16 protein-coding genes and 1 pseudogene are annotated in these 20,602 nt (G+C 66.7%); 6 read left to right on the forward strand and 11 right to left on the reverse strand.

The genetic code is table 11. The annotated features are described in order from the left end of the window. The 4 genes from ACTWPT_RS27590 to ACTWPT_RS27605 form a co-directional block, all read right to left on the reverse strand. A partial coding sequence (locus ACTWPT_RS27590) for a lanthionine synthetase C family protein (protein ID WP_443180371.1) occupies positions 1 to 1,517 on the reverse strand: 1,517 nt, incomplete at its 3' end. After that, positions 1,514 to 2,509: a thiopeptide-type bacteriocin biosynthesis protein gene (locus ACTWPT_RS27595; protein WP_443180372.1), complete on the reverse strand. Its 996-nt coding sequence runs from the start codon at positions 2,507 to 2,509 to the stop codon at positions 1,514 to 1,516. The genes ACTWPT_RS27595 and ACTWPT_RS27590, both read right to left, overlap by 4 nt. Before the next feature lie 46 nt (positions 2,510 to 2,555). Further along, positions 2,556 to 3,518, reverse strand: coding sequence for an AraC family transcriptional regulator (locus ACTWPT_RS27600; protein ID WP_443180373.1), 963 nt, complete (start codon positions 3,516 to 3,518; stop codon positions 2,556 to 2,558). Between the two features lie 69 nt (positions 3,519 to 3,587). Further along, positions 3,588 to 3,884 (reverse strand): hypothetical protein, encoded by a 297-nt coding sequence (locus ACTWPT_RS27605; RefSeq protein ID WP_443180374.1) that lies wholly within the window; start codon positions 3,882 to 3,884, stop codon positions 3,588 to 3,590. A 562-nt stretch (positions 3,885 to 4,446) separates the two neighbouring features. On the opposite strand from ACTWPT_RS27605, the gene ACTWPT_RS27610 reads away from it, so the two are divergent. Then, positions 4,447 to 7,800 (forward strand): AfsR/SARP family transcriptional regulator, encoded by a 3,354-nt coding sequence (locus ACTWPT_RS27610; protein ID WP_443180375.1) that lies wholly within the window; start codon positions 4,447 to 4,449, stop codon positions 7,798 to 7,800. A 57-nt stretch (positions 7,801 to 7,857) separates the two neighbouring features. Here ACTWPT_RS27610 and ACTWPT_RS27615 read toward each other — a convergent pair. The 5 genes and pseudogenes from ACTWPT_RS27615 to ACTWPT_RS27635 form a co-directional block, all read right to left on the reverse strand. Continuing rightward, positions 7,858 to 8,118, reverse strand: a pseudogene (locus ACTWPT_RS27615) (IS1634 family transposase); the annotation flags it as partial. 297 nt (positions 8,119 to 8,415) lie between these two features. Then, positions 8,416 to 8,631 carry a hypothetical protein gene (locus ACTWPT_RS27620; RefSeq protein WP_443180376.1) on the reverse strand — a complete coding sequence of 72 codons (216 nt, stop codon included), beginning with the start codon at positions 8,629 to 8,631 and terminating at the stop codon, positions 8,416 to 8,418. Between the two features lie 522 nt (positions 8,632 to 9,153). Continuing rightward, positions 9,154 to 10,452, reverse strand: a complete 1,299-nt coding sequence (locus tag ACTWPT_RS27625) for a hypothetical protein (protein WP_443180377.1) — start codon at positions 10,450 to 10,452, stop codon at positions 9,154 to 9,156. Between the two features lie 775 nt (positions 10,453 to 11,227). Continuing rightward, a complete protein-coding gene (locus ACTWPT_RS27630; protein WP_443180378.1) occupies positions 11,228 to 12,373 on the reverse strand; it encodes an epoxide hydrolase family protein in 1,146 nt (381 codons plus the stop codon). Positions 12,374 to 13,247: 874 nt separating this feature from the next. Next, positions 13,248 to 13,394 (reverse strand): hypothetical protein, encoded by a 147-nt coding sequence (locus ACTWPT_RS27635; protein WP_443180379.1) that lies wholly within the window; start codon positions 13,392 to 13,394, stop codon positions 13,248 to 13,250. 506 nt (positions 13,395 to 13,900) lie between these two features. On the opposite strand from ACTWPT_RS27635, the gene ACTWPT_RS27640 reads away from it, so the two are divergent. After that, positions 13,901 to 14,908 (forward strand): phosphotransferase enzyme family protein, encoded by a 1,008-nt coding sequence (locus tag ACTWPT_RS27640; protein WP_443180380.1) that lies wholly within the window; start codon positions 13,901 to 13,903, stop codon positions 14,906 to 14,908. 386 nt (positions 14,909 to 15,294) lie between these two features. On the opposite strand, the gene ACTWPT_RS27645 is transcribed toward ACTWPT_RS27640, so the two are convergent. Then, positions 15,295 to 15,774: a MarR family winged helix-turn-helix transcriptional regulator gene (locus ACTWPT_RS27645; RefSeq protein WP_443180381.1), complete on the reverse strand. Its 480-nt coding sequence runs from the start codon at positions 15,772 to 15,774 to the stop codon at positions 15,295 to 15,297. Positions 15,775 to 15,866: 92 nt separating this feature from the next. Between ACTWPT_RS27645 and ACTWPT_RS27650 the strand changes: the two genes are divergently transcribed. The 3 genes from ACTWPT_RS27650 (at position 15,867) to ACTWPT_RS27660 (ending at position 18,018) form a co-directional block, all read left to right on the forward strand. Then, positions 15,867 to 16,568 (forward strand): LLM class flavin-dependent oxidoreductase, encoded by a 702-nt coding sequence (locus tag ACTWPT_RS27650; RefSeq protein ID WP_443180382.1) that lies wholly within the window; start codon positions 15,867 to 15,869, stop codon positions 16,566 to 16,568. Between the two features lie 319 nt (positions 16,569 to 16,887). Next, positions 16,888 to 17,820 (forward strand): AraC family transcriptional regulator, encoded by a 933-nt coding sequence (locus tag ACTWPT_RS27655; RefSeq protein WP_443180383.1) that lies wholly within the window; start codon positions 16,888 to 16,890, stop codon positions 17,818 to 17,820. Positions 17,821 to 17,850: 30 nt separating this feature from the next. After that, positions 17,851 to 18,018: a hypothetical protein gene (locus tag ACTWPT_RS27660; protein ID WP_443180384.1), complete on the forward strand. Its 168-nt coding sequence runs from the start codon at positions 17,851 to 17,853 to the stop codon at positions 18,016 to 18,018. 496 nt (positions 18,019 to 18,514) lie between these two features. On the opposite strand, the gene ACTWPT_RS27665 is transcribed toward ACTWPT_RS27660, so the two are convergent. Further along, positions 18,515 to 19,582, reverse strand: a complete 1,068-nt coding sequence (locus ACTWPT_RS27665; RefSeq protein ID WP_443180385.1) for a serine hydrolase domain-containing protein — start codon at positions 19,580 to 19,582, stop codon at positions 18,515 to 18,517. A gap of 93 nt (positions 19,583 to 19,675) precedes the next feature. Between ACTWPT_RS27665 and ACTWPT_RS27670 the strand changes: the two genes are divergently transcribed. Beyond that, positions 19,676 to 20,158 carry a hypothetical protein gene (locus ACTWPT_RS27670; RefSeq protein WP_443180386.1) on the forward strand — a complete coding sequence of 161 codons (483 nt, stop codon included), beginning with the start codon at positions 19,676 to 19,678 and terminating at the stop codon, positions 20,156 to 20,158. Positions 20,159 to 20,602: the final 444 nt, after the last annotated feature.

Genomic DNA, 20,602 nt, shown 5'->3' on the forward strand with positions numbered 1-20,602 from the left:
TCTTCGCTGCCTTCGCCTACCGTCAGCGCACCGCGACCCACCCGCTCATCAAGCCCTCGCTCATGAAGAACCGGGGTTTCACTTCCGGATTGCTCGTGTGCCTGGTCGCCGTCGCCGCCGGCACCGGCCTGCTCTTCGTGCTGTCGCTGTTCCTGCAGGAGGGGCTGCACGCCAGCCCGCGGGACACCTCGCTCGGCCTGGTGCCGCTCACCCTGGGGCTCGTCGCCGCCGGGTTCGCCGCCATGGGCGGCCTGGTCGCCAAGCTCGGTCGCACCCTCGTCTTCATCGGCCTGGCCGTCGACCTCGTCGGTTGCGGTTGGGTTCTGGTCCTCGTCGCTTACTCCGGGACGAACGTCAGCCTCTGGGCGCTGGCCCCGGCGTTCTTCGTCATCGGCGTCGGCGCGGCAGGTGACATGAAGCATCCCGGCCCAGCCGTGACACAACCCCGCGTCCACCATCCCCCACTCGTCCCAGGGACGGGCCAGGGTCTCGTGCAGGGCTCGGACCGCCGCCTGCCGCCATTCGGGCCGGTCGACGGCCTGCCCCGCGAGGAAGAGCGCCCGTGCGACACCTGGCGTGCCGTAACACCAGGCGGGGCGGATGGGCGGCGCCGCCGGGAGCGTGCGGCTGTACGCGGTCGGAACCGTGCGATCGTGCGCTTCCGGCTCCGTGTGGCCGTGCGTCTCCGGTTGCGCGTGGCTGTGCGTCCGCACGCCGGCCCGGCAGAGTTGCTGCCGCAACGTCACCGTGCGCGGCCACGACCCGCCGTCTTCCCAGGCCAGCAGCCAGCCCGCCACGCGTTCCATGGCCTGCTCGTGGCCGGGCAGCCGGAGTCCCTGCAAGTACGCGACCGCCAGCAGCGCCAGCGGCCCCGGGATGCCGTGCGCGAGCCCCAGGTTGAAATGCCCGTCACCGGCCGGCGCCCCGCTGAACGGCGCGTGCGGCACCAGCCAGCCCGGCACCGGCGTGCCCGTCACCTCGATGGGCTCGGTCAGCGCGATCAGGTAGGACAGCGGCTCGGTGTCCCCGTACGACAGCACCACGCGGCCCAGCCCCGTGAGCCCCTCGATGACGTCGTACGCGCTGAACGCCACCCCCGCCCGGCCGGGTTCCAGCCGGGACAGCTCCGCCTCGGCCCGCTGCCGCGCCATCTTCCGCACGATCGACTCCGCCCGCCCCAGAAGGGACGCGTAGTCGCCCGGCTGGGCGACGGCCGCCCGCGTCGCGAACAGCAGTGCCGGCAACCCGTCGAACAACGCGTGCCTCCCGGCCTGCGCACCGGCCGCGGCCGCCAGGAACGCGTGGGCGTGTTCGCGCCACCCGAGCTCACTGTGCAGCAACGCCACCCCGAGGAACCCCTCGTTGAGCGACATCGCATGACACACCAGTGGCTGCCGGCCGTCCAGGAGCCGGTCGGTGTTGGCCGAGGCCACCCGTGACACCTCGACCGGGTCGGCCAGCCGCCGCGCCACCTCCTCGACGATCTCGGCGACCCGGATCGTTTCCGGCCCCGTCATGCCCGGTGCCTCGCCCGGTCACGCAGCGCCTGGACGACGCCGCGGGCGATCGCGTACGAGGCGCCCTCGGACGGCTTGGACACGCCGATCAGCCGGTTGTGGTGCATGTGCAGGAGTGCCGGCAGCGGCGTCCTGCGGCGCAGGGACCTGATCAGCTCGCCGTACTCGGCGGCGACCCGCCTCCGCGGCCCCCAGATCTCCAGCAGCCGAGGATCGGGCTCCGCGAGCGTCTCCACCGCAGCACGCCGGACCGATTGGAACGCACGATGGTGCTCGTCCAAGGGATAGGCGGCCAGCAGCCACTCCTCCCAGCCAGGACCGTGGAAGGACTGCGCCAGGTCGGCGTAGTTCGCGGCGGCCAGCAGCTCAGGCGTCATGTCCAGCCCCACGCCCAGCTGCGCGAGCACGGCGTCGCTGTCCGCGGCGAACAGCCGCTCGGCCGTCTCCAGCGCCTCGGTGCCGCCGTACCGATCGACCTCCGGCTCGTACGTGTCCAGCACCAGCGAACGCGCGAGCCCGGCCCGGCACAGGTCCGCCGCCCAATCGTGCACCAGCGGAACCACCTCCCGATTCAGCGCCCCAGGCTCCCCGTGGAACCGGATGCGCAGATGAGGTCCCGGATCGAAGTACCGGATGAAGAACCAGCGATCCACCGACTCGGGCAGCGCCGCCCGCAACACCGGCAGCCGCTGCCTGATCAGATCCGTGTGCCGGTCCGCCGACGCGTACAGCTTCGCGTACACCCATTCCCCGCCCGGGTGGTGCCGCGGCGGCGGCGCGGTCACCCTGGCCGCCGTGCGGACCGGCGGCTCCGGCGCGGTCGAGCGAAGCGTCACGGTCAGCTCGTTGGCGCGGCCGCCCAGCCAGCCCGTACCGAACCCGTCACCGCCCGGCGCCTCCACCAGCAGCGTGCTCGGCCTGCGGGCCAGCTCGTGCCGGAACACCTCGCGGTGCAGCGGGGCGTCCAGGTCCGAATAGTACGCCGGTGACAACACCTGAGTTAACGCCGTGACCTGGGCGTCAAGCCTTGCTCCATCACTATGACCTCGGCTCCTTCGAGGACCCGTACAAGGTGCTGGAGGGCGCTCGGCCGTAGGTCCTCCTGTAGAGGCAGGCAAAGCGGCCCAGATGCATGAAACCCCAACGGGTGGCCACTTCTGTGACAGTGGTCAGAGCGCCTGTCTGGGCGATGCGTATCAGGTCGGCATGGGCATGCGCCAGTCGTACCTGGCGCAGGTAGGCGAGAGGCGTAGTTTGCAGGTGATTGCGAAAATCGTGTTGCAGAGTGCGGACGCTGACCCTGGCCGCTGCGGCGATGTCTCGCAAGGAGATGTATTCATCCGCGTGTTCCTCGCAGTATCGCTGCGCTCGGCGCAATGCCGCTGGCCTGGAGGCGGCGTCAGGATCGCCGAGGATGGGCGAGTAGTCGTGCGGCTGCGAGTCCACAAGGGTGTGCAACAGAAATTGCTCGAAGTGATGCCCGGCCAAGGGCGAGGCCATGAACGGTAGCCTGTCGTCCGCGATCACCAGCGACAACATGGTGAGGACTCCGCCGAAAGCACTGTCACAGGTAATAGCTGGCCGGAAACAGGGGGCTTGCTTCGGAGGATCGCCCAGATAGTCGGCGAGTGTCCGCTCGACCAGCGCCGAGGGAACCTGGATGATCAATAGCTCGTGGTCGACGCTCCACCACATGTCGGACTTCTCTTGGGGCCCCACGATGACCGACGGCGCGTCGATATACTCGCCTTCGACTTTCATCTGTCCCGCGCCTCTCAGCGGAAAGTAGATATTGTAGAAGTCCGGGGCCTCCGGGACGGCGACACGGATCTCGGCTCCGTACGACAGGATGCGCACGCCGATGTTGCCCTCGTACAACTCCTTGTAGCAGCCTCCTGCCGGATGTTCCTTGATGACCTCGACGGTGTACGGCCATGAGATGCGAGACACGAAGTCTCGTATTTTTTGGAAATCGCCCGTAAAATGACCATCGGATGTCATGAATATGATCCCCTGACGTTTCGTCGACACAAGTGTTATGAATGCGAAGGCCAGGCTTCGGACGTTTCGTCAAAGTTCAAAGAATCCTGCGCTGCCCGGCAAAAGAGAAGTGCGGGCCTGCGTTGTGAAGCGGCGGAGCGCCTTCTCAACGGGGGCTTCGCGAGTGACGAACCAGGTGTTGCTCTCGCAGGACCCGAAAGGGTCCAGCCGTAAGGCCGCCTCGCAGGCGGCCTTACCGGCGCCACCGTCGACGATGTGGAAGCCAGTCGTTTTGAGAACTTGCCGCAGCGCTTCCAGGCAGTCCTCCGGCCGGGCGTTGGAGGGGTCATTCTCGCCGCAGCCGATGAGGACGGACGGGACGATCATCGGGATTGCGACGAGCTACGGTCGATGTGTTGGCACCGCCCCTTCACCCAGTCCGGATGTCGAGGAATCTGCGCAGCATCCCGGCCTCGGCTCCACGGCGTCGAGCTCAGCCGACGACGGCGGTGTAAACGGCTCGACGTGGATCTCGTCGGCACGCAGGCTGGGCGAGGTGTTTTGTCGGGTTCCCATGCGCCTGATGCGGCGATGCGCCCGATGCACCGGGAGAACATATAGCCGCCGCAGTTCCACTATGAGTACCTCAATCTCAGAACCCTTGTTCGCATCTAAGGGGACCTGGGTGAGGCTGATCGCTTCAAGGTCCCTCCGGGTGACTCATATTTCTGCCACTCGTTGTCGTTCTGGCGTTGTTTCGCTGTCGTCTGGTTGACTTACAGCCCCAGGCATCCTTCACCAGCGGGTCCTCTCGCGGGACGCGGCCACCATGACGTCCGCGAGCGGTGGGGGCGCAGACCAAGGCAGGCTCTGGCGACCCCCTTCACAGGCGACCTTCAAGTACCTCGAACTCCGCGTCCCCGTCGCGGAAATGTGAAATCGTTTCGGCATGGGGACACGGTTTGGTGTTCTGGGCGCGCTTGAGGTGGTGCGCGACGGGGTTCCGGTGGCCGTGCCGGCGCTCAAACAGCGAATTGCCCTGGCAACCTTGCTCCTGCAGGCGAACCAGCATGTATCGCTCGATCAGCTCGCCGAACGGATGTGGGACGGCCGGGAGGCTCCGGACGATGCGCGCGGGGCCGTTCAGACACACATCGGCAGATTGCGGCGTACTTTGCTCGACCGCAGCGACGACCAGCAGCTGATCCACACCCGGGAGGAGGGATATGTCCTCAAGCTCGCGGTGGAGGACCTTGACGTCGCCGTCTTCCTTGATCTCGTCGGCCGTGCCAGGCGAGCAGGTCACGCCGGAGACGACAGGGGTGAGGCCGATCTGCTCCAGCGGTCGCTGGCATTGTGGCGAGGTCCCGCCCTGGTCGATGTGCCGTCGGCGTCGCTGCATCGTGATCACGTGCTCGTGCTCAACGAGCAGCGGGTACAAGTGCTGGAGCGCTGGTTCGACCTCGGACTTCGGACAGGCCGTCATTACGAGATGATCGTGGAGCTCAAAGGGGCCACGGCGGCGCACCCGTTGCGCGAGCGCTTGTGGGCTCAGCTCATGCTCGCACTGCATAGGTCCGGCCATCAGGCCGAAGCGCTCCAGGTTTACCACACGGTCGGCAACCTGCTCCGTCAGGAGCTGGGCGTCGATCCCGGTGGCGAGCTACGGAAACTGCATCACGACATCCTCACCAGCGATCCCGCCCTGCTGGTTCCGCCCGCCTTGAGCAGTGTGGCCACCACCCCGGAACGGCTGGAGATCGTCACCGCACAACCGTCGCGAGCAGCCGTGTCCGTCTCCCCCTCGGCCGCGCCTCCTCGACAGCTGCCCGCCGACATCGTGCACTTCACGGGTCGGCGTGCCCAGTTGGAGAAGCTGCGCGAGCTGATGGCCGCCTCCGACGGTCACGCGTTGCGGCCGGTGTTGATCGGCGGCACTGGCGGAATGGGAAAAACTGCGCTGGCAGTTCATTGGGCGCACATGATCCAAGGCCGGTTCCCGGACGGCCAGCTGTACCTCGATCTACGCGGTTTCGGGCCCGGTGCGCCGGTCGAGCCCGCCGCCGCTCTGGAGATGCTGCTACGTGCGTTGGATGTCGCGCCCGAACGGCTCCCGACAGAGCTGGACGCGCGCTCGGCACTTCTGCGGACGTTGCTGGCCGACCGGCGAACGCTGATCCTCCTCGACAACGCCCGCGACGAGGCGCAGGTACGCCCTCTACTGCCCGGCGCACAGTCGCTGGTCCTGATCACCAGCCGCAATCAACTGCGCGGACTGGCCGCACGAGAAGGCGCTTTCCGCATCACCCTCGATGCCTTCTCGCCAGATGAAACCCATTCCCTCCTCCTCGCACTCCTGAACGAAGACTGCCTCCGCGCCGCTCCGCAGGCGGAGACGGAACTCGGCGAACTATGCTCCCGTCTCCCACTGGCACTGAGCATCGCGGCGGCCAACCTCGGTGCCAACCCACACCTGAGCTTGACCGACTACGTGAGCGAGCTACGCGAGGGCAACCGGCTGGCCGCCCTGGAAACCGGCAGTGATCAAGCAGCCGCCGTGCGTGCGACCTTCGACCTGTCCTACACCGCCCTTCCCGATTCACAGCGCAGGTTGTTTCGTCTGCTCGGCCTGCTGCCCGGCACGGACTTCACCGCAGCCGCCACGGCCGCGGTGGCCGGCTGCTCCACAGCCGAGGCGAGACGAGAGTTGGACAGGCTCGCCACCTACCACTTGATCCGCCCGCATAGCCCCGGCCGCTACACCTTCCATGACCTCCTACGCCTCTACGCCGCCGAGCACGCCCACTCCGACGAACCCCCCGGCGAGCTGCTGGAGGCCCAGCGGCGCTTGTACGACTGGTATCTGCACAGCGTGCTCGCCGCCGCTCAATTGCTCCACCCCCATTGGGTACGGCTGCCGCCGCCACCGCTCCCCAGTACCGTCCAGCCCACGGCTTTCGACAGTCAGGAATCCGCTGCTGCCTGGCTGGAGGCTGAACACGCCAACCTCGTCGCAATGATCCGCCACGCGCATCAGCACGGTCCCGCCGATATGGTATGGCGGCTGACGGACGCGCTGCGCGGCCACTTCTGGGTTAGTAGGCACCTTGACGATTGGCTCGCCTGCGCTCAAGCCGCCCTTACCGTCGCCGAGGCCGAAGGCACCCGCACGGCCCAAGCAGTGATCCAGCTGAGCCTGGCCGACGTCTACACGCATCAGGACCGGCCCGGGGAGGCGATGGAGGGGTACGCCCGTGCACTCTCTCTCACCGAGGAGATCGGATGGCTGGACTGCCAGGCTTCCGCCCTCGGCGGGCTTTCCAACGCGTACTTGCGCCTGGGACATCTTCTTAAAGCGGTCGAACACCTCGACAGAGCTCTCGAGCTGTCCCGGCAGACCGGTCGCAAGCGCGGTCAAGAGGCCTACCTGAATAACTTGGCGAACGCCCACCACCTGCTCGGACGGCTGGAGCTGGCCCTTGACCACCTCAATCAGGCCCTAGAGCTCACCACCAACCATTCCACCGCCTTGATCTGCACCGTGGGTGCGGTCCACCACAGCCTGGGACGGCTCGACGAGGCGGTCCAGTATCTCAACGAAGGTGTTCTTCTCAGCCGCCAGCGCGGTGACCACGGCGTCGAGCTGGAAGGCCTGGTCGTGCTGGCAGCCGCGCGCCGGGATCTCGGGCACCACGCCGAGGCGCTCGAGCTCGGCGGCAAGGCCCTGGTGATGAGTCATGACTTGGGCGATCATCTCCTGCGAGCGGGTGCCTTGAATGTCGTCGGCACGCTTCATCACGATCTCGGCCGCTACTGCGAGGCACTCGAACTCCACCAGCAGGCGCTCGACGCGGCGATGCAGGGTGGCAACCGCCATTCCGAAGTCGTGAGCCTGATCGGTCTGGCCAACGCCGCCAGAGGCCTTGGCCGCTATCTCGATGCCGCCACATACGCCGAACGTGCCTACGCGATCGCCCACGACCGCTCATTCCGCATGCTCCAAGGGCTCGCACTGACCGCGCTCGCAGAGACCAGCACCGCCCGCGCAGCACCGTCCGAAGCCGCAACTCAGGCCAAGCGGGCTCTCGAACTACACCGCGCGACCGGCCACCGCCTCGGTGAAGCAAGGGCTCTGCGGGTGCTCGGCGACGCCCTGTACGAAGAGGAGAGAGCCGATGCCGCGGTGCCGTACTGGCGGGAAGCGGTCACCCTCTTCTCCGCGGTTGGCAGCCCCGAAGCTGCCGAAGTCAGCTCCCTCATCGACGGGGTGACTCTCGGCACTCGGCACAGTGCGCGCGGATGAGACGAGCCAGACCGATGGGAGTGGCGGGCATATCGATGGCCATCATCGCCCGGAGCGGATCAAGTCCACGTCCAGGTTCAGTAGATTGGCCACTGCGAAGAACGCGCTGTGGGAGGCCTCGCCGCGGGCGTCGGCGCTCACCAGCAGATCCATCGCCCGATAGGCCTGGTCGGTATCCATTGTCGGCAGGCCGGGAACGGCCACCATGTGGCTCCCCCAGTGCGTGGCCGCCAGCTTGGAGGACGGGGCGATGGCCCGGTTGGCCACCAGGGCGAAGATGATCCGTTCGATGTCGGTGCGGAACCGGCGTGGCCTCATGTGCCCACGAACTGCGGAACTCGGGCGAGAAGGCGCCTGACTTTGTCGAGCGGGTGGACTGCCGGCCCTCGCCGCGGCCGGTAATTGAGACGCCATCTCCGACCTCCGTTGGAACTGCGTCAACACGGCGGAACGCGTGGAAGCTCCGCCACGGTGGCGAGTGACCTCACACACGGCCGTGAGATCACCGGTCGGACGACAAGTTGCACACCCGCGACCACGCGGTAAGGTCGGACACCTGAAAAGTGCTCCTCGTGCGGGTGGAAGCAAGAGCTTGGTCGCCTTGATTTTCCTAGCTCAGGGCAATGCCGGTGAGTTAAGGAGCTGGGCCATGACGTCGGCGCCGCCGCCGTCCAGGCGTGGCTGCGCGACGCGCTCCGGGACGGCCTGGTGTTCGTCGACGACACCGCCTGAGTCGACAGCCCGAGTCCCGCAGAAGGTGATCATGGACGAGGCCGCTGCGGCCCGGTAGCCGTCCCTGCGCCTGCCGATAATTACATCCGCCCAGGTCATGACCATGTGACGGCTTCGCGTGGCGCGCGCGAGCTCCGGCCACCCGGAGACGGAACCAAGTGCGGCATGATGATCGGCAGTGCTCCTTCGCCTGGCGTACCTGACCATCACCAACACTTTCGCCGCGCTGCGGCTGCTCCACTTCGCGCCGTCCCGGATCCCATCACCAATCCGGCCAGAATTGTTGACCTCGACGTACGCCGACGAGACCGGCTCGGCGGAGTCCTCCACGAATACTTACATGCCGCTTGAACAGCGCGGATGGGGTTTCGGCAGGCGCACAGCCGCAGGTTCGGCGTCACCCGGCTCCGGATCACCTTCACCGCCGACCGCGTGCGCGTGGTGGCCACCGGCCCCGGCGTGATGTCCCAGCGACGCTCGGCGCGGGCACGTCGGGGTCGGTCAACGGCATCGGCGTGGAGGTGAGGTCGCTGTCCAGCGCAGGGCGGTGCTGAGCCTCGCTCTGCAGCGCTGAGCCCACCTCAGGCCTCCCGGTTGACGCGAGGCGAGAGGCCGGAGCGGTCACTTCAGCCGTCCGGCCACCCGCTCCGCGATAGGGCTCAGGCGCCCGCAGTGCTGGGCGGGATCTCTGTTCGGCTGCTGGTTGGGCTCGGTCATGGTCAGCGTGACCAGGAACCGCCCCTTCCGGAACACCACCGCGCCGGCGGATCGGGCGTACTGCTTGGTCACGCAGTACGCCTCCTCGCCCACGGGACGGCTCAGCGGCTGCGCGCCGTCATACGGCCCGCCAAACTTCATGTTGTGCGCGGGTGCCGGGGCGGCCATGTAGCTGGTGATCTGCAGCCTCAACCTGTGCCCGTCGGCCCGGTGGCCCTCTCCGGTGTTCCGCTCGCACAGGGTGTCGACGTAGGCGTACTCGTTGGGATCGCGGATGTCCGTGCCGATGCTGAAGTCCGTCCTGCCGACCGCACTGCCGATCTCCTCCGTGACGAACGGCGCGGAGTGCCTGCGGAACAGCGTGCGGAAGTCGTCGGCGTTGAGCACCTCGCAGGCCATTCCCGGCTTCGCGGTGATCAGCGGGCTGTCGTAGGAGATGGACGTGACGCCTCCGGGACGCGCCGTCTGCTCCTCCAGGTTGCCGGCGATCGTCTTCAGCACCGCCTGCTTCTGTGCCTCCAGCTGCGACCCTGCCTTCACCGACAGCTGCACTTGCGCCACCGTCTTCTCCAGCCGCAGGGCGAAGGTCAGGTACCGCGTGGTCTTGTCCACCACGCTCGTGCCGCGCTTCTTCTCCACCACGGTCACTCCGCCGATCGCCGGTCTCTTGACGTAGTCCTTGAACTCGTAGTCCAGGGCGGAGGCCTTGGTGTAGCTCTCCTGGAAGACCGAGATCGTGAGCATGCCCTCCGGCCACAGCGCCATGTCGCAGGAGTTGGGCGGCGTCATCGGGAGAAATAGATCGCTGCCGTCCTCCATCGGCCCCTTGCCCTGGCCATCGAAGTAGGAGCGCTTGTACGCCGGAACCAGAGGGTTGACGTTCAGGACCAAGCCGTGCTTCTTCAGGTCGGCGAACGTCATGAGGTTGCAGGCTGGGATGACCGTCGAGCCGGCGTGCTTGTACGGCGGCTCGCCGGGCTTCTCCACGAGCGCCGCTGGGTCGACGACCCCCTCGTCCTCCGCCAACTTCTCGTAGCCTGGACGCGGGACGTTCTTCAGCTTGACGCTGCCGCTCGCGTTCGGCCCGGTGGTCTGCGTGTCCTCCGCGCCCGGCCCGCCACCGCCGCGAAGCTTCGGCAGGATCACGACACCAATGGCGACGACCAGCACGAGCACGAGGGCCGCGGCGGCCAGCAGCGCCACGATCCATCCGCGCTTCTTCCGCCTCGGCGGGCCCGGCGGCCCGCCGGGTGGCGGGCCGCCCCTTGGATACGGCGGATACGGCGGCTGGGGCGACTGCGGCGGGCCCTGCGGATTCCCGTAGCCGCCGCCTTGGGGCCACCCTTGCGGATTTCCTTGGCCACACTGCGGCCATCCTTGCGGATACCCCGGTTGGCCCTGTGGTTGCCACGCACCGGGCCCGGCCTGATAGGGCGGTTGTGCCACGATGCCCCCGTTCGTGATCGCCAACTTCTACAACGTGCACCAACCCCATCAAGCCCTGGCACAGGCGGCTCCACTACGCGCCGTCCCGGATCCGATCAACGATCCAGCCAGAATCGTTGACCCAAACGTACGCCGACGAGACCGCCTCGGCGGAGTCCTCCACGAATACTCACACACCACTTGAGCTGCGCGGATGGGATATTCGGCAGGCACAATGTCGCTCCGGCCCGCTCGCCGGCGGGGCCTCATGCACCGCGCTCGGCCGCCAGCCAGCCCGGCACCGGCCGGCAGGAGCGGTCGGTGCGGGTATCGGTATCGAGCTGCGGGCCAGCCACGCGTTCCTCCACCCGTCTCTCCGAGGGCCGGACCAGCCGCCAACGCCAACCCCGAGCTCGGGTGCGACAATTGTCCAGGACGCGGATGTAGCCGATCTCCTCTTCCGGCGTTTCAGGCCCGGATGATGCCTGGATCGCCTGACTAGCCGGAGTTGTCGCGGACTGGCGCCGTCGGTGTGTGGCGGCGGTGCGGACGGTCAGCGCAGGGAGCGGAAGAACTCGCGTACGTCGGCGATGAACGGGCCGGGCTGTTCCAGGGCCAGGAAGTGTCCGCCGCGCTCGAATTCGGTCCAGTGCACGATGGTGTGATCGCGTTCGGCGAAGCGACGGATGGCGACATCCTGGGTGAGGGAGACCGCTACGCCGGTGGGCACGGTCCCGGGTTCGCGTGGCGCCCAGGCCGAGGGGTCGTGGTGGGACTCGTAGTAGTTGTGGGCCGAGGAGGCGCCGGTCTGTGTGAACCAGTAGATGCTGACGTTGGTGAGGATGGCGTCGCGGTCGACGGCGTCTTCGGGCAGGTCGGCGGTGCTGTCGGTCCATTCCTTGAACTTCTCGACGATCCAGGCGAGTTGGCCGGCCGGGGAGTCGTTCAGGCCGTGTCCCAGGGTCTGCGGGCGGGTGCCTTGAAGCTTGTCGTAGCCGCTCTGTTCCTGCTGCCAGTGCTCCAGGCGCGCCAGCCGCTCCTGTTCGGACTCGGTCAGGCCGTCCATCTCACCGTCGGCCCCGATCGGGAAGGTGACCAGGGCGTTGACGTGCACGCCGAACACGTGCTCGGAATCCTGGCGGGCCATGGCCGGGGCGACGAAGGCTCCGACGTCGCCGCCCTGCACGCCGTAGCGGGAGTAGCCGAGCCGGTGCATCAGCTCGGCGAAAGCGTCGGCGATGCGGCCCTGCGTCCAGCCCACATCGCGCAGCGGGGCGGAGAAGCCGAATCCGGGCAGAGAGGGGATCACCAGGTGGAAGGCGTCGGCAGGGTCGCCGCCATAGGAGCGCGGGTCGGTCAGCGGCCCGATGACGTCCAGGAACTCGGCGAACGAGCCGGGCCAGCCGTGGATGAGCATCAGCGGGGTCGCCTCGGCCTCGGGAGAGCGAATGTGCGCGAAGTAGATGGTCTGCCCGTCGATGTCGGTGGTGAACTGGGGCAGCTCGTTCAGCCGGGCCTCGTGCTTGCGCCAGTCGTAGCCGTCGGCCCAGTAGGCGGCGAGCTGCCGCAGGTAGCCGGTCGGGACGCCGCGGCTCCATCCCTGGCCGCCGATCTCGCCGCTCCAGCGGGTACGGGCGAGCCGGTCTCGTAGGTCATCCAGCTCGTCCTGCGGGATGTCTATGTGGAACGGGTTGATCATCGAACTATTCCTTCCAGAAGCGGAATATTTGTGCGAAGAAGGTAGCGGTCCGTTTGTTTGCGGTTCACCGCCCGTCTCAGAGGACGAGCTGACCTTTTGGGCTGCGAGGCATCGGTCGTCTCGTGCAGGTCGACACCAAGACCCAAGCCGAGCTAGATCGACAGCCCGATGCCCCCGTCCTGAGTGCGGCGCGAGCCGTTCCCGCATGGGTCAGGTAACAAAAAGATCATCGTGCAGTTCAAGTGGCCAGAAAATTTCTATTCACTGGCCTGGCGATAAGATCGGTCTACATGCCGCACTGCACGCACGCACTTCCACGATCAGTCTCGTCGCAGACCCCTTCCCGTGCGGGCGACACCTGATGGCCCGAAAGCGGAGAGCGGCTGAGTCTTTGGAGGCCGAGAGCTTTCGGGCTGTTCGCCTGTTTGTGCCTGAGAGTGGAGATTATGAGGATTCCACGACCTCGGCTATCCATATAGCGCAGCGCCAAGTGCGCTTTTCGGATGGGCGTGCGCGGGAGATCTCACCTCCTGCGGTCACGAACGAAGCGCCTGACCTGGCCGACCGACTGGTGCCGCGGCGAATCTACGGTTTCCATGTCGTCGGCTCGACCGCACCGCCGGGCGCCTAACGGGGAGGAAGCAGCGATATCGACTTCGTCGCTGCGGTGGACGGCGGCCTGGGCAATCGGAGATGCGCCTGCTCGCGCTCCTGCACAAGGTCGGCAACGTGCCGACGGCCTGGCAGACCCTCATCGGGCCTGGCGGGCCATCCGGGGCACGATGAACGGGGTCTTCGTCGCGGCGAGCGATCTCGGCGAGCCAGTCACCCACATCTGTTTCGCTGGACGAGCACAGCGGGTGGTCTTTCAAAGTCAGGACGTGGGTTCGCGGCGAATCCGGTGGGGTGGAAGGTGCTGCTGGAGCGTGGTATCCGGGTTGCCGCTGAGCAGGTAGCCGTAGCGCAGCAGAGCGTCGGCTCGTTCCGCCACGAACTCCTCGAAGTGAGGCTCGTCCTCCAATGACTTCTGCCTTTCCTCGTTCCGTCACGGGATAGACGGCTCCGGAGGCCGAACTGTTGAATGCGGGATCTGCGACGGACCTGTCACAATCCTCTTCAGGACGCCGATCGGTCAGACCCGTGTGTGTATCGATATCGCGGCTCCACCGCTACCGGTACCTGGCAAGTTGCGCAACCCCTGGTCTGCTCGATCCGAACACAGCGGGAAGCGCAGCCTTCTCCGGGGCCACCTCACATGATGCTTCAGGCCGCTCCAACCATGCCACGGCGGTTACTAGGGAAGATCACCAGCTTTGAACAGGCACTCAGGCTCAGAAACCTCGAATCCACTTCCGAGATCGCGAACATGATCGACTGATGGCCGCTTCTGGTCATACCGCAGCTCGACCCGAGCAGGAAAGCACGGCCCCGGCTGGTCGCCCAGAATTGAACCCTCTGCCGACTCTTGCGCTGAGGGCGCCTATAACCGGTTGCGCGCCAGCCTCGGCATGCTGCCAAAATTGGCGCGTGACCGCGCCCGCCGACCTGGAGTTCCTGGCCACGCTGACGGCAGCGTGGGGTTTCCCCCCGGGCACCACGATCACCCAAGCCGAGCAGGGGACCAACAACCAGACGTTCATGCTCCGCCAGGGGGGCCTCCGATTCGTGCTCCGGGTCAGCCAGACCCAGTCCGCGGCCCAGGCCGGCGCCGAGCACCGGATCCTGCGGCGGCTACGGCAGGCCGGACTTCCCTTCCAGGTGCCTGAACCAGTCGCCGCGCCCAGCGGAGACACGGTGATCGAGACCGCCGCCGGGCCTGCCACAGTCTGCCGGTGGATCCCCGGCGTGCGGCCCGACCTCAAGGGCCAGACGGCACTCGAGCGCTTCGGCCAGGCGGCCGGGCTGCTCGGCGAGGCGATGCTGGGCGTGCCGCCAGAAGACGGGTTGGGGGACTGGCGCGTTAATCCTCTGGCGCACCCCGCCGTGCCGCACGTCGGCGCCCTTTGCCGTCAGCTGCGCGCCGCCGAGATCAGCGCGGAGCGGGTCGCCCTCCTCGACGCCGTGGCCCGCCGCGTCGGGCAGGAGTGGCCTGCGGGCGGCGGCGCGCTGCCGACCCAGGTCATCCACGGTGACCTGGCGGCCGGGAACGTGCTGGTCGACGAGGACACCGGAGAGGTGAGCGGGCTGCTTGACTTCGAGTTCGCCGGGGTCGGCTTCCTGGTCCAGGACATGATGGCGGCGCTGTTCTACAGCGGGGCCCTGGAGACGCGCGACTGGCAGCCCCGCACGGCGGCCTTCCTCCGGGGATACGCCTCGGTCCGCCCCCTGGACGCTGCCGAGGCCGACGCGCTGCCCCGGCTGCTCCTCGCCCGGGCGGTCGGCAGCGCCCTGTCGCGGGCGGGCCGCTGGCTGAACGGGAAGGCACAGCTCGGCGAGGTCGCCGACCGAATCCGCAAGCTGGAGGACACGACCCACTGGCTCGACGCCAACGGCGGAAAGCTCCGGTCACTCGCCGCCCCCGGCGGGCACGGGTGACTCGGAAGTACGGCTGCCTCGAGCCCCACGACGGAGTTCGGTACCTCGATATTTTCGCAGGTCAGAGAGTTCAGGATCCACTCGTGTCCGGAATTCCTGTTATTTCGCCTGAGCCGGCCACACGGCGCCAGCGCTCGCAGCCCCGACAGACTGCGGCTGTCCGCTCGTTCCAGTCTCAGGCCCCCGATCCTGTCGGCACTGCGGCGTACAACGGCATCATGGACACATTCGACGTGATCTTGACTGCTCACTCCAACACCACCGACCTCCAGCTCCATCTCCTGGATCTCCTCGACGTCGATCCAAGAGAGCTTCGCTGAAGATCGCCCATGTGCGAAACGGGGTTAGCGGGAAGGTTGCCGCCACGCACAGCGCGGTATGCGTCGCTACCGCTCCATCCCCGACGCGCCGTCAGGGACCAGGTGGGCCAGCACGCTCTCGGCTATGGTGCCGAGGGCATCGAGCTGCTCGGGGGACAGCAGGTCGATGAAACGCCGCCGGACGGACTCCGCGTGCAAGGGTGCGGCCTCCTGGATCGTGCGCAGCCCGGCCCTGGTCAGCACGACGACGGCGCCCCTGGCGTCGTTCTCGCACTCCTCGCGGGTGACCAGCCCGCGCTGCTCCATCCTGCTGATGTGGCGCGAGAGTCGGCTCTTGGACCAGAGCATCCGGTCGGCCAACTCGGTGAGTCGTCGCCGGTGCCCCTCTGACGAGGTCAGCGCGGACAGCACGTCGTAGTCGGGCATGGACAGTCCCGAGTCGGCCAGCAGGTCGCGGCCGACCTCGGCGTCCAGCAGCAATCGCATCCGCCGGTAGCCGATCCAGGCACGGAACTCGGCGTCGTCCAGCCATCTCGGCTCAGCCATGCCTCTACCTTAGAAGGTTTGGTTGACATGTAACCAACCAGGCATAGGGTTTACATGTAAACATCTAGGACGGAGGGTCGACGGATATGCGCATGTTCGGGCTGGGCCTGTCCACTACGGCCGCGCCAGGCGCGGATCCGGTGGGAGACGCCAGGGTGACCGAGGAACTCGAGTTCGATTTCGTATCGGCTTCCGACCATCCCTGCGCCGCCGAGCCGACATACGAAGTGTGGACCCTGCTGACCTGGGTCGCGGCCAACGAATTCCGGGCCTTCGGGCTCGGCGTGCCCTCGCCCAGGGAGAAGGTCGACGGCATGGTGGAGGGCATCCACATCATCCGCGGGCTATGGTCGGAGCCCGCCTTCACCTTCCACGGCAGCCGATATCGCACTGAGCGTGCCGACCTGGAGCCCAAACCCGACCGGCCGATCCCCATCTGGCTCGGGACGTACGGCAAGCGCGCTTTGGAGGCCACCGGGCGACTCGCCGACGGATGGATCCCGTCGTACGGATTCGCGCCGCCGGAGCAGGCCACAGTTCTGCGAGAGCGGGTCCTAGCCGCTGCCGAGACGAGCGGAAGGACAGTGACCTGCGTCTACAACGTTCCGGTTCACGTGGGAGAGCCCCAGGCGTCGGAAGGAGTGGTATCAGGGAGCGCCGAGGAGGTGGCCGAGCGGCTGCTCACGCTCTCCGGGCTGGGATTTTCCTCGATGAACCTCACGCCTGTGGGAGACTTCAGGCAGCAGACGGAGCGCCTGGCGTCAGACGTCGTCCCCATTGTCCGGGCGGTATAGCTCAAGGGCACGGCACGGCAGCCAGGGCCTGCTTTCCGCTCGTCATAGCGAGTGCCCTGCACTCCACACTCCTCGCACTTTGGCGGAGGTCCTTTGAGAGGAAAGACTGAGGGTCGCCAGGGACCTTAAGGGCTGATATGTCACGACGCGGCACGTGCGGATAACGGGGCTAGCTCGGCCAGCCTGTCGGCCGCACACCAAGGTCAACTGTTCGGCCAATTAGCTAGGTCCAGTCTACGAGAGCAGGAGGATTCAGGCTATGAGTGAACGGAGGTCGCAGAGCGTGGGGAATCTCCCGAGATTATGTGCGCCGGCCCCGATGTTCAAAGGCGACGTAGAGGAAATGCGAGCGCAGGTCTCGCAGAACTTCTCGCCGCACGGCCTCAAGGTTATCAACGCCCATCCAAACGGTGGCCGGTACAGGCTTTTGCATCGCGGGAACATCGTCTTGCACACGCTGGCGTACGGGGCAGAAATCCGTGTCGACGTCCCGGAGCTGCCCGACTTCTACAACATTCACGTGCCGTTGACCGGTGGTGGACGACTAACGGTCGGGCGCCAGGATGTCGCTACGCCGCTTACCATCATCGGCCCTCGCCGGCGCATCGACATGAACTGGAGCGTCGATCACGATGTGATGATCATCCAGGTTCCTGAGGTGCTCATCCATCGGTTCCTTGAGCATCAGCTCGGTGATGCCCCGAAAAGGGATATGGACTTCGAGCCGCAAGTCATCAACGATAGCCCCCTGAGTCGAGTACTCACCGCACTTTCCCTCCCGGCCACGGCAGGCACAACGTTTCCCTTTGCCGCCTCATCTCTGGCAGAACACCATTTCGAGCAATTTTTGCTGCACACTCTGCTCGACTCACAGCCCCACACCTACTCTGCCGACCTTGGTGAGCCCAGTGCCCCGTTGACCTCCGCAGCCATTCGACGCGCGCGCCGCTTCTGCGAAGAACACGCCGCCGAACCGATCACCCCAGGAGACATCGCCGCCGCGGCCAGGGTGAGCGTCCGTACCCTTCAATCGGGCTTCCGCGAACACCTGCAGACAACGCCCATGGCCTATCTGCGCAAGGTACGGCTGGCGCGGGCTCATGCCGATCTTCTCCACATCGCAGTGACAGGCAGCCGGACAACCGTTACAGAGGTGGCGCTCCGCTGGGGTTTTGTGCATCTGGGCCGGTTCGCCGCCCTCTACCGCCAGACCTACGGTCACGTCCCCTCCGTCACACGGCGAGGACGATAGTGAACCCGAGCTTTCCCAAAGGCCAGGTAGTTGGCGTACGCCCGTCTGATCGAAGCCCTCATCGGACGCTTCGACGACCATCGCGCCGCACTGGCCCGGATGCTGCTGGACCAGATCGACGGCCTGAATCGGCAGATCGACACCCTCACCACCCGGATCGAGCAGTTGATCGCACAGATCCCCCGGCACAGCCTTTAAGCTCGCCCGCGCCTATGGCGGCGACGGATATGCGCTCCTGGCAGCGGTCTACGCCGTTTTCTCCGCGTGGCTGCGGCAGTTGCCCGCCGTCGCCCTTAACCTGATCCGCTTGGACGCCTGGTGGAACGGCCACTCCCTCGATCGAGGGCGAACCAGCCATCCCGCCCATCGTGAACTGGCAGAACTCGCATTAACCGCCTGAAGACGAGTTAGCCAGCAAGGTCCCTTCGCCGCCCTGCTCACCGCCGCGCTCGCCCTGCCCTACAACGGGCCCGCCGAGGGCGTCGTCACCAAGATCAGATCCTCAAACGGCAGACGTACGGCAAGGCCGGGTTATCAACACTCCGAAAACGGACGCTCCTCACCCAAAAGCACCACGGATAGTTACCACCGGAATCTTGCAGAGCCGAAAACCGTACAGTCTCCGCGAGCGCGGCTCCCCCGGCAGTGGTGGCCCGACTGGCCGACCAACTGGGCGTCCCGCTCGGTAGCGGTGTCACAATGCGCGGAGGAGACCCAGTGTGAGCTTGCTGTTCATGTCCTCGAAGTTCCATTTCCCCGCCCGATATGCCTGGTTGGTGATCCAGAACACCATCACGCCCTTGTCGAGGAACCGGACGAACTCACCGAAGGACCAGTCGTTACCGCCGTCATGTTCAACGACCCGACCGTGCTCGGTGTGCGGAAACACGCCCCAGCCGTAGCCGTAGTACGCCTTCGCCTTCCGGTCGACGAGCATTCGCGGGGTGAACAATTCCGCCTTGGCCCGGCGGGACAAGACCTGGTCTCCCTCCAGAGCCCGGTGCCAGCGGTACATGTCGCGGGCAGTGGAGAGCATGCCGCCGTTACCCCGCAGGTACCAGTAGGGGCCATCGGCCGCCCAAGGATGCTCGGTGGGCCGCCCTCGTCTCACGCCCCGCTTGTCGTATTCGATCGCGACCTGGCCTGCCGCCCACCGGGGCAGCACGTATCCCGTGCTGGTCATGCCGGCGGGGGCGAAAAGGTGCTCAGCCAGGAACCTTTCGTACGAGCTGCCGGACACGCGCTCGATGAGGGCGGCCAGCAGGCTGTAGCCCGTGTTGGAGTAGTGGAAGCGGGCTCCCGGCGCTGACCGCAGCGGTGACGCCAGGGCGCGTCGCGTCATGGTGTCGCGGGAGACGGGGACGTAGTCGTCGCCGAGGTCACGCAGCCCGGAGGTGTGGGCCAGCAGATGACGCACGGTGATCAGACGCTTGTCGGCCGGTACCGGACCGAGGTGAACATCGATCCGGTCAGTGGTACGCAGCTTGCCCATCATCTGCAGCTTCATGATCGCGGCTGCGGTGAACTGCTTGGTGATCGACATGATGTCGTAGGCCGTGTCACATCGAGCCGGGGTCTTGGTCTCACGGTCGGCCAGGCCGAATCCGGCGCAGTGCACGAGCTTGCCATGGCGGGCCACCGCCACGGTGCCGCCGGGCCCCGGCGGCACCGTTCGATCAAGAAACGACTCGATCCGCGGATGGACCGGAGCAGAGGACAACAGGACGCCGGCGAGAACGGCGTGGAACCAAGTGGAGGTCATGCCATCGACGCTGGCCGATCCGCCGGCCCGCGGGCAAGGAATGTGCTGTTCCGGCTTGTGCGGATCCGTGCGACTCGGCTGTACTGCCAGGTTATGAGCACTAGATCAGACGGCCTGGCAGGATGTCCCGACCCAGCTGCCGCGCACACCGACGCCGAGTTCGTGGCCGCGCTCCGACGGCTCAAGGCCTGGTCCGGGCGCAGCTACCGCGACATTCAGTCCCATGCGCAGCGGGTCGGCCACCATCTGCCGTACTCGACCGCGGCCGGGATGCTCAAGCGCCGGACGTTGCCCCGGGAGGAGACCGTTACCGCGTTCGTCCTCGGTTGTGGTCTTGACGAGCAGGCGGCCGCGGCGTGGAGCGCCGCCCGCAAGCGACTGGACATGGGCGTGCCACCCGAATCAGAACCGGAACCGGAACTGGATTCAGCTCGACCGCGGCCGCGACGCCGCTGGCGGGCGGCCGCCGTCGCGGCGGTAGCCACGATGGCAGCCGCTCTGGTGATCGTCGCCAACGTCGACCAGACCGAAGACGTCGTTGTCCAGTCAGACGTTCACGCACGGGTGCTCGACTGAGGGCTGCGTGCGGGAGATACCCGAGCGGTCCAGATAGTGACGTTCCGTGATGACCACTGTCGAGACCCCACGATTGCTGCGCATATGCCCTGATCAGGACTTATGGCGCTATCCGTGCATAGCGGATTGTGGCTTTGAGGACGCGGCGTGTCGCCGTGACAGGGCGCGGCCACCGTCTCATCTTCGCCTGCGAACCGGAGGTCTGGCCAGGAGGAGATGTCCCACGAGGAGCTGATCGCTCTAACGCGTGCGCTTCTGGCCGAGAACGCCGCCCTGCCAGCGCGTGGCCGTGTTGGAGGTGGCCGTGTTGGAGACGCCCAAGAAGCGCGGCGAAGAACGGGCGGTCCTCGTCGGACTCAGGCCGATTCTCCCAGAAGGCGCGGTGAACCCGCGTGCATGGCCGGTCCGTGTTCCGACCGGGGCAGGCCTGGACAGCTCGGCGCC

The organism is Nonomuraea sp. 3N208, from assembly GCF_052245935.1.
Taxonomy (GTDB): Bacteria; Actinomycetota; Actinomycetes; order Streptosporangiales; family Streptosporangiaceae; genus Nonomuraea.

What these genes read in the sequence shown, in the direction of transcription:
- ACTWPT_RS27600 (WP_443180373.1), bottom strand. Translation starts at nt 3,518, where the DNA reads ATGACATCCGATGGTCATTTTACGGGCGATTTCCAAAAAATACGAGAC.
- ACTWPT_RS27605 (WP_443180374.1), bottom strand. Translation starts at nt 3,884, where the DNA reads ATGATCGTCCCGTCCGTCCTCATCGGCTGCGGCGAGAATGACCCCTCC.
- ACTWPT_RS27610 (WP_443180375.1), top strand. Translation starts at nt 4,447, where the DNA reads ATGGGGACACGGTTTGGTGTTCTGGGCGCGCTTGAGGTGGTGCGCGAC.
- ACTWPT_RS27620 (WP_443180376.1), bottom strand. Translation starts at nt 8,631, where the DNA reads ATGACCTGGGCGGATGTAATTATCGGCAGGCGCAGGGACGGCTACCGG.
- ACTWPT_RS27630 (WP_443180378.1), bottom strand. Translation starts at nt 12,373, where the DNA reads ATGATCAACCCGTTCCACATAGACATCCCGCAGGACGAGCTGGATGAC.
- ACTWPT_RS27645 (WP_443180381.1), bottom strand. Translation starts at nt 15,774, where the DNA reads ATGGCTGAGCCGAGATGGCTGGACGACGCCGAGTTCCGTGCCTGGATC.
- ACTWPT_RS27650 (WP_443180382.1), top strand. Translation starts at nt 15,867, where the DNA reads ATGTTCGGGCTGGGCCTGTCCACTACGGCCGCGCCAGGCGCGGATCCG.
- ACTWPT_RS27655 (WP_443180383.1), top strand. Translation starts at nt 16,888, where the DNA reads ATGTTCAAAGGCGACGTAGAGGAAATGCGAGCGCAGGTCTCGCAGAAC.
- ACTWPT_RS27665 (WP_443180385.1), bottom strand. Translation starts at nt 19,582, where the DNA reads ATGACCTCCACTTGGTTCCACGCCGTTCTCGCCGGCGTCCTGTTGTCC.
- ACTWPT_RS27670 (WP_443180386.1), top strand. Translation starts at nt 19,676, where the DNA reads ATGAGCACTAGATCAGACGGCCTGGCAGGATGTCCCGACCCAGCTGCC.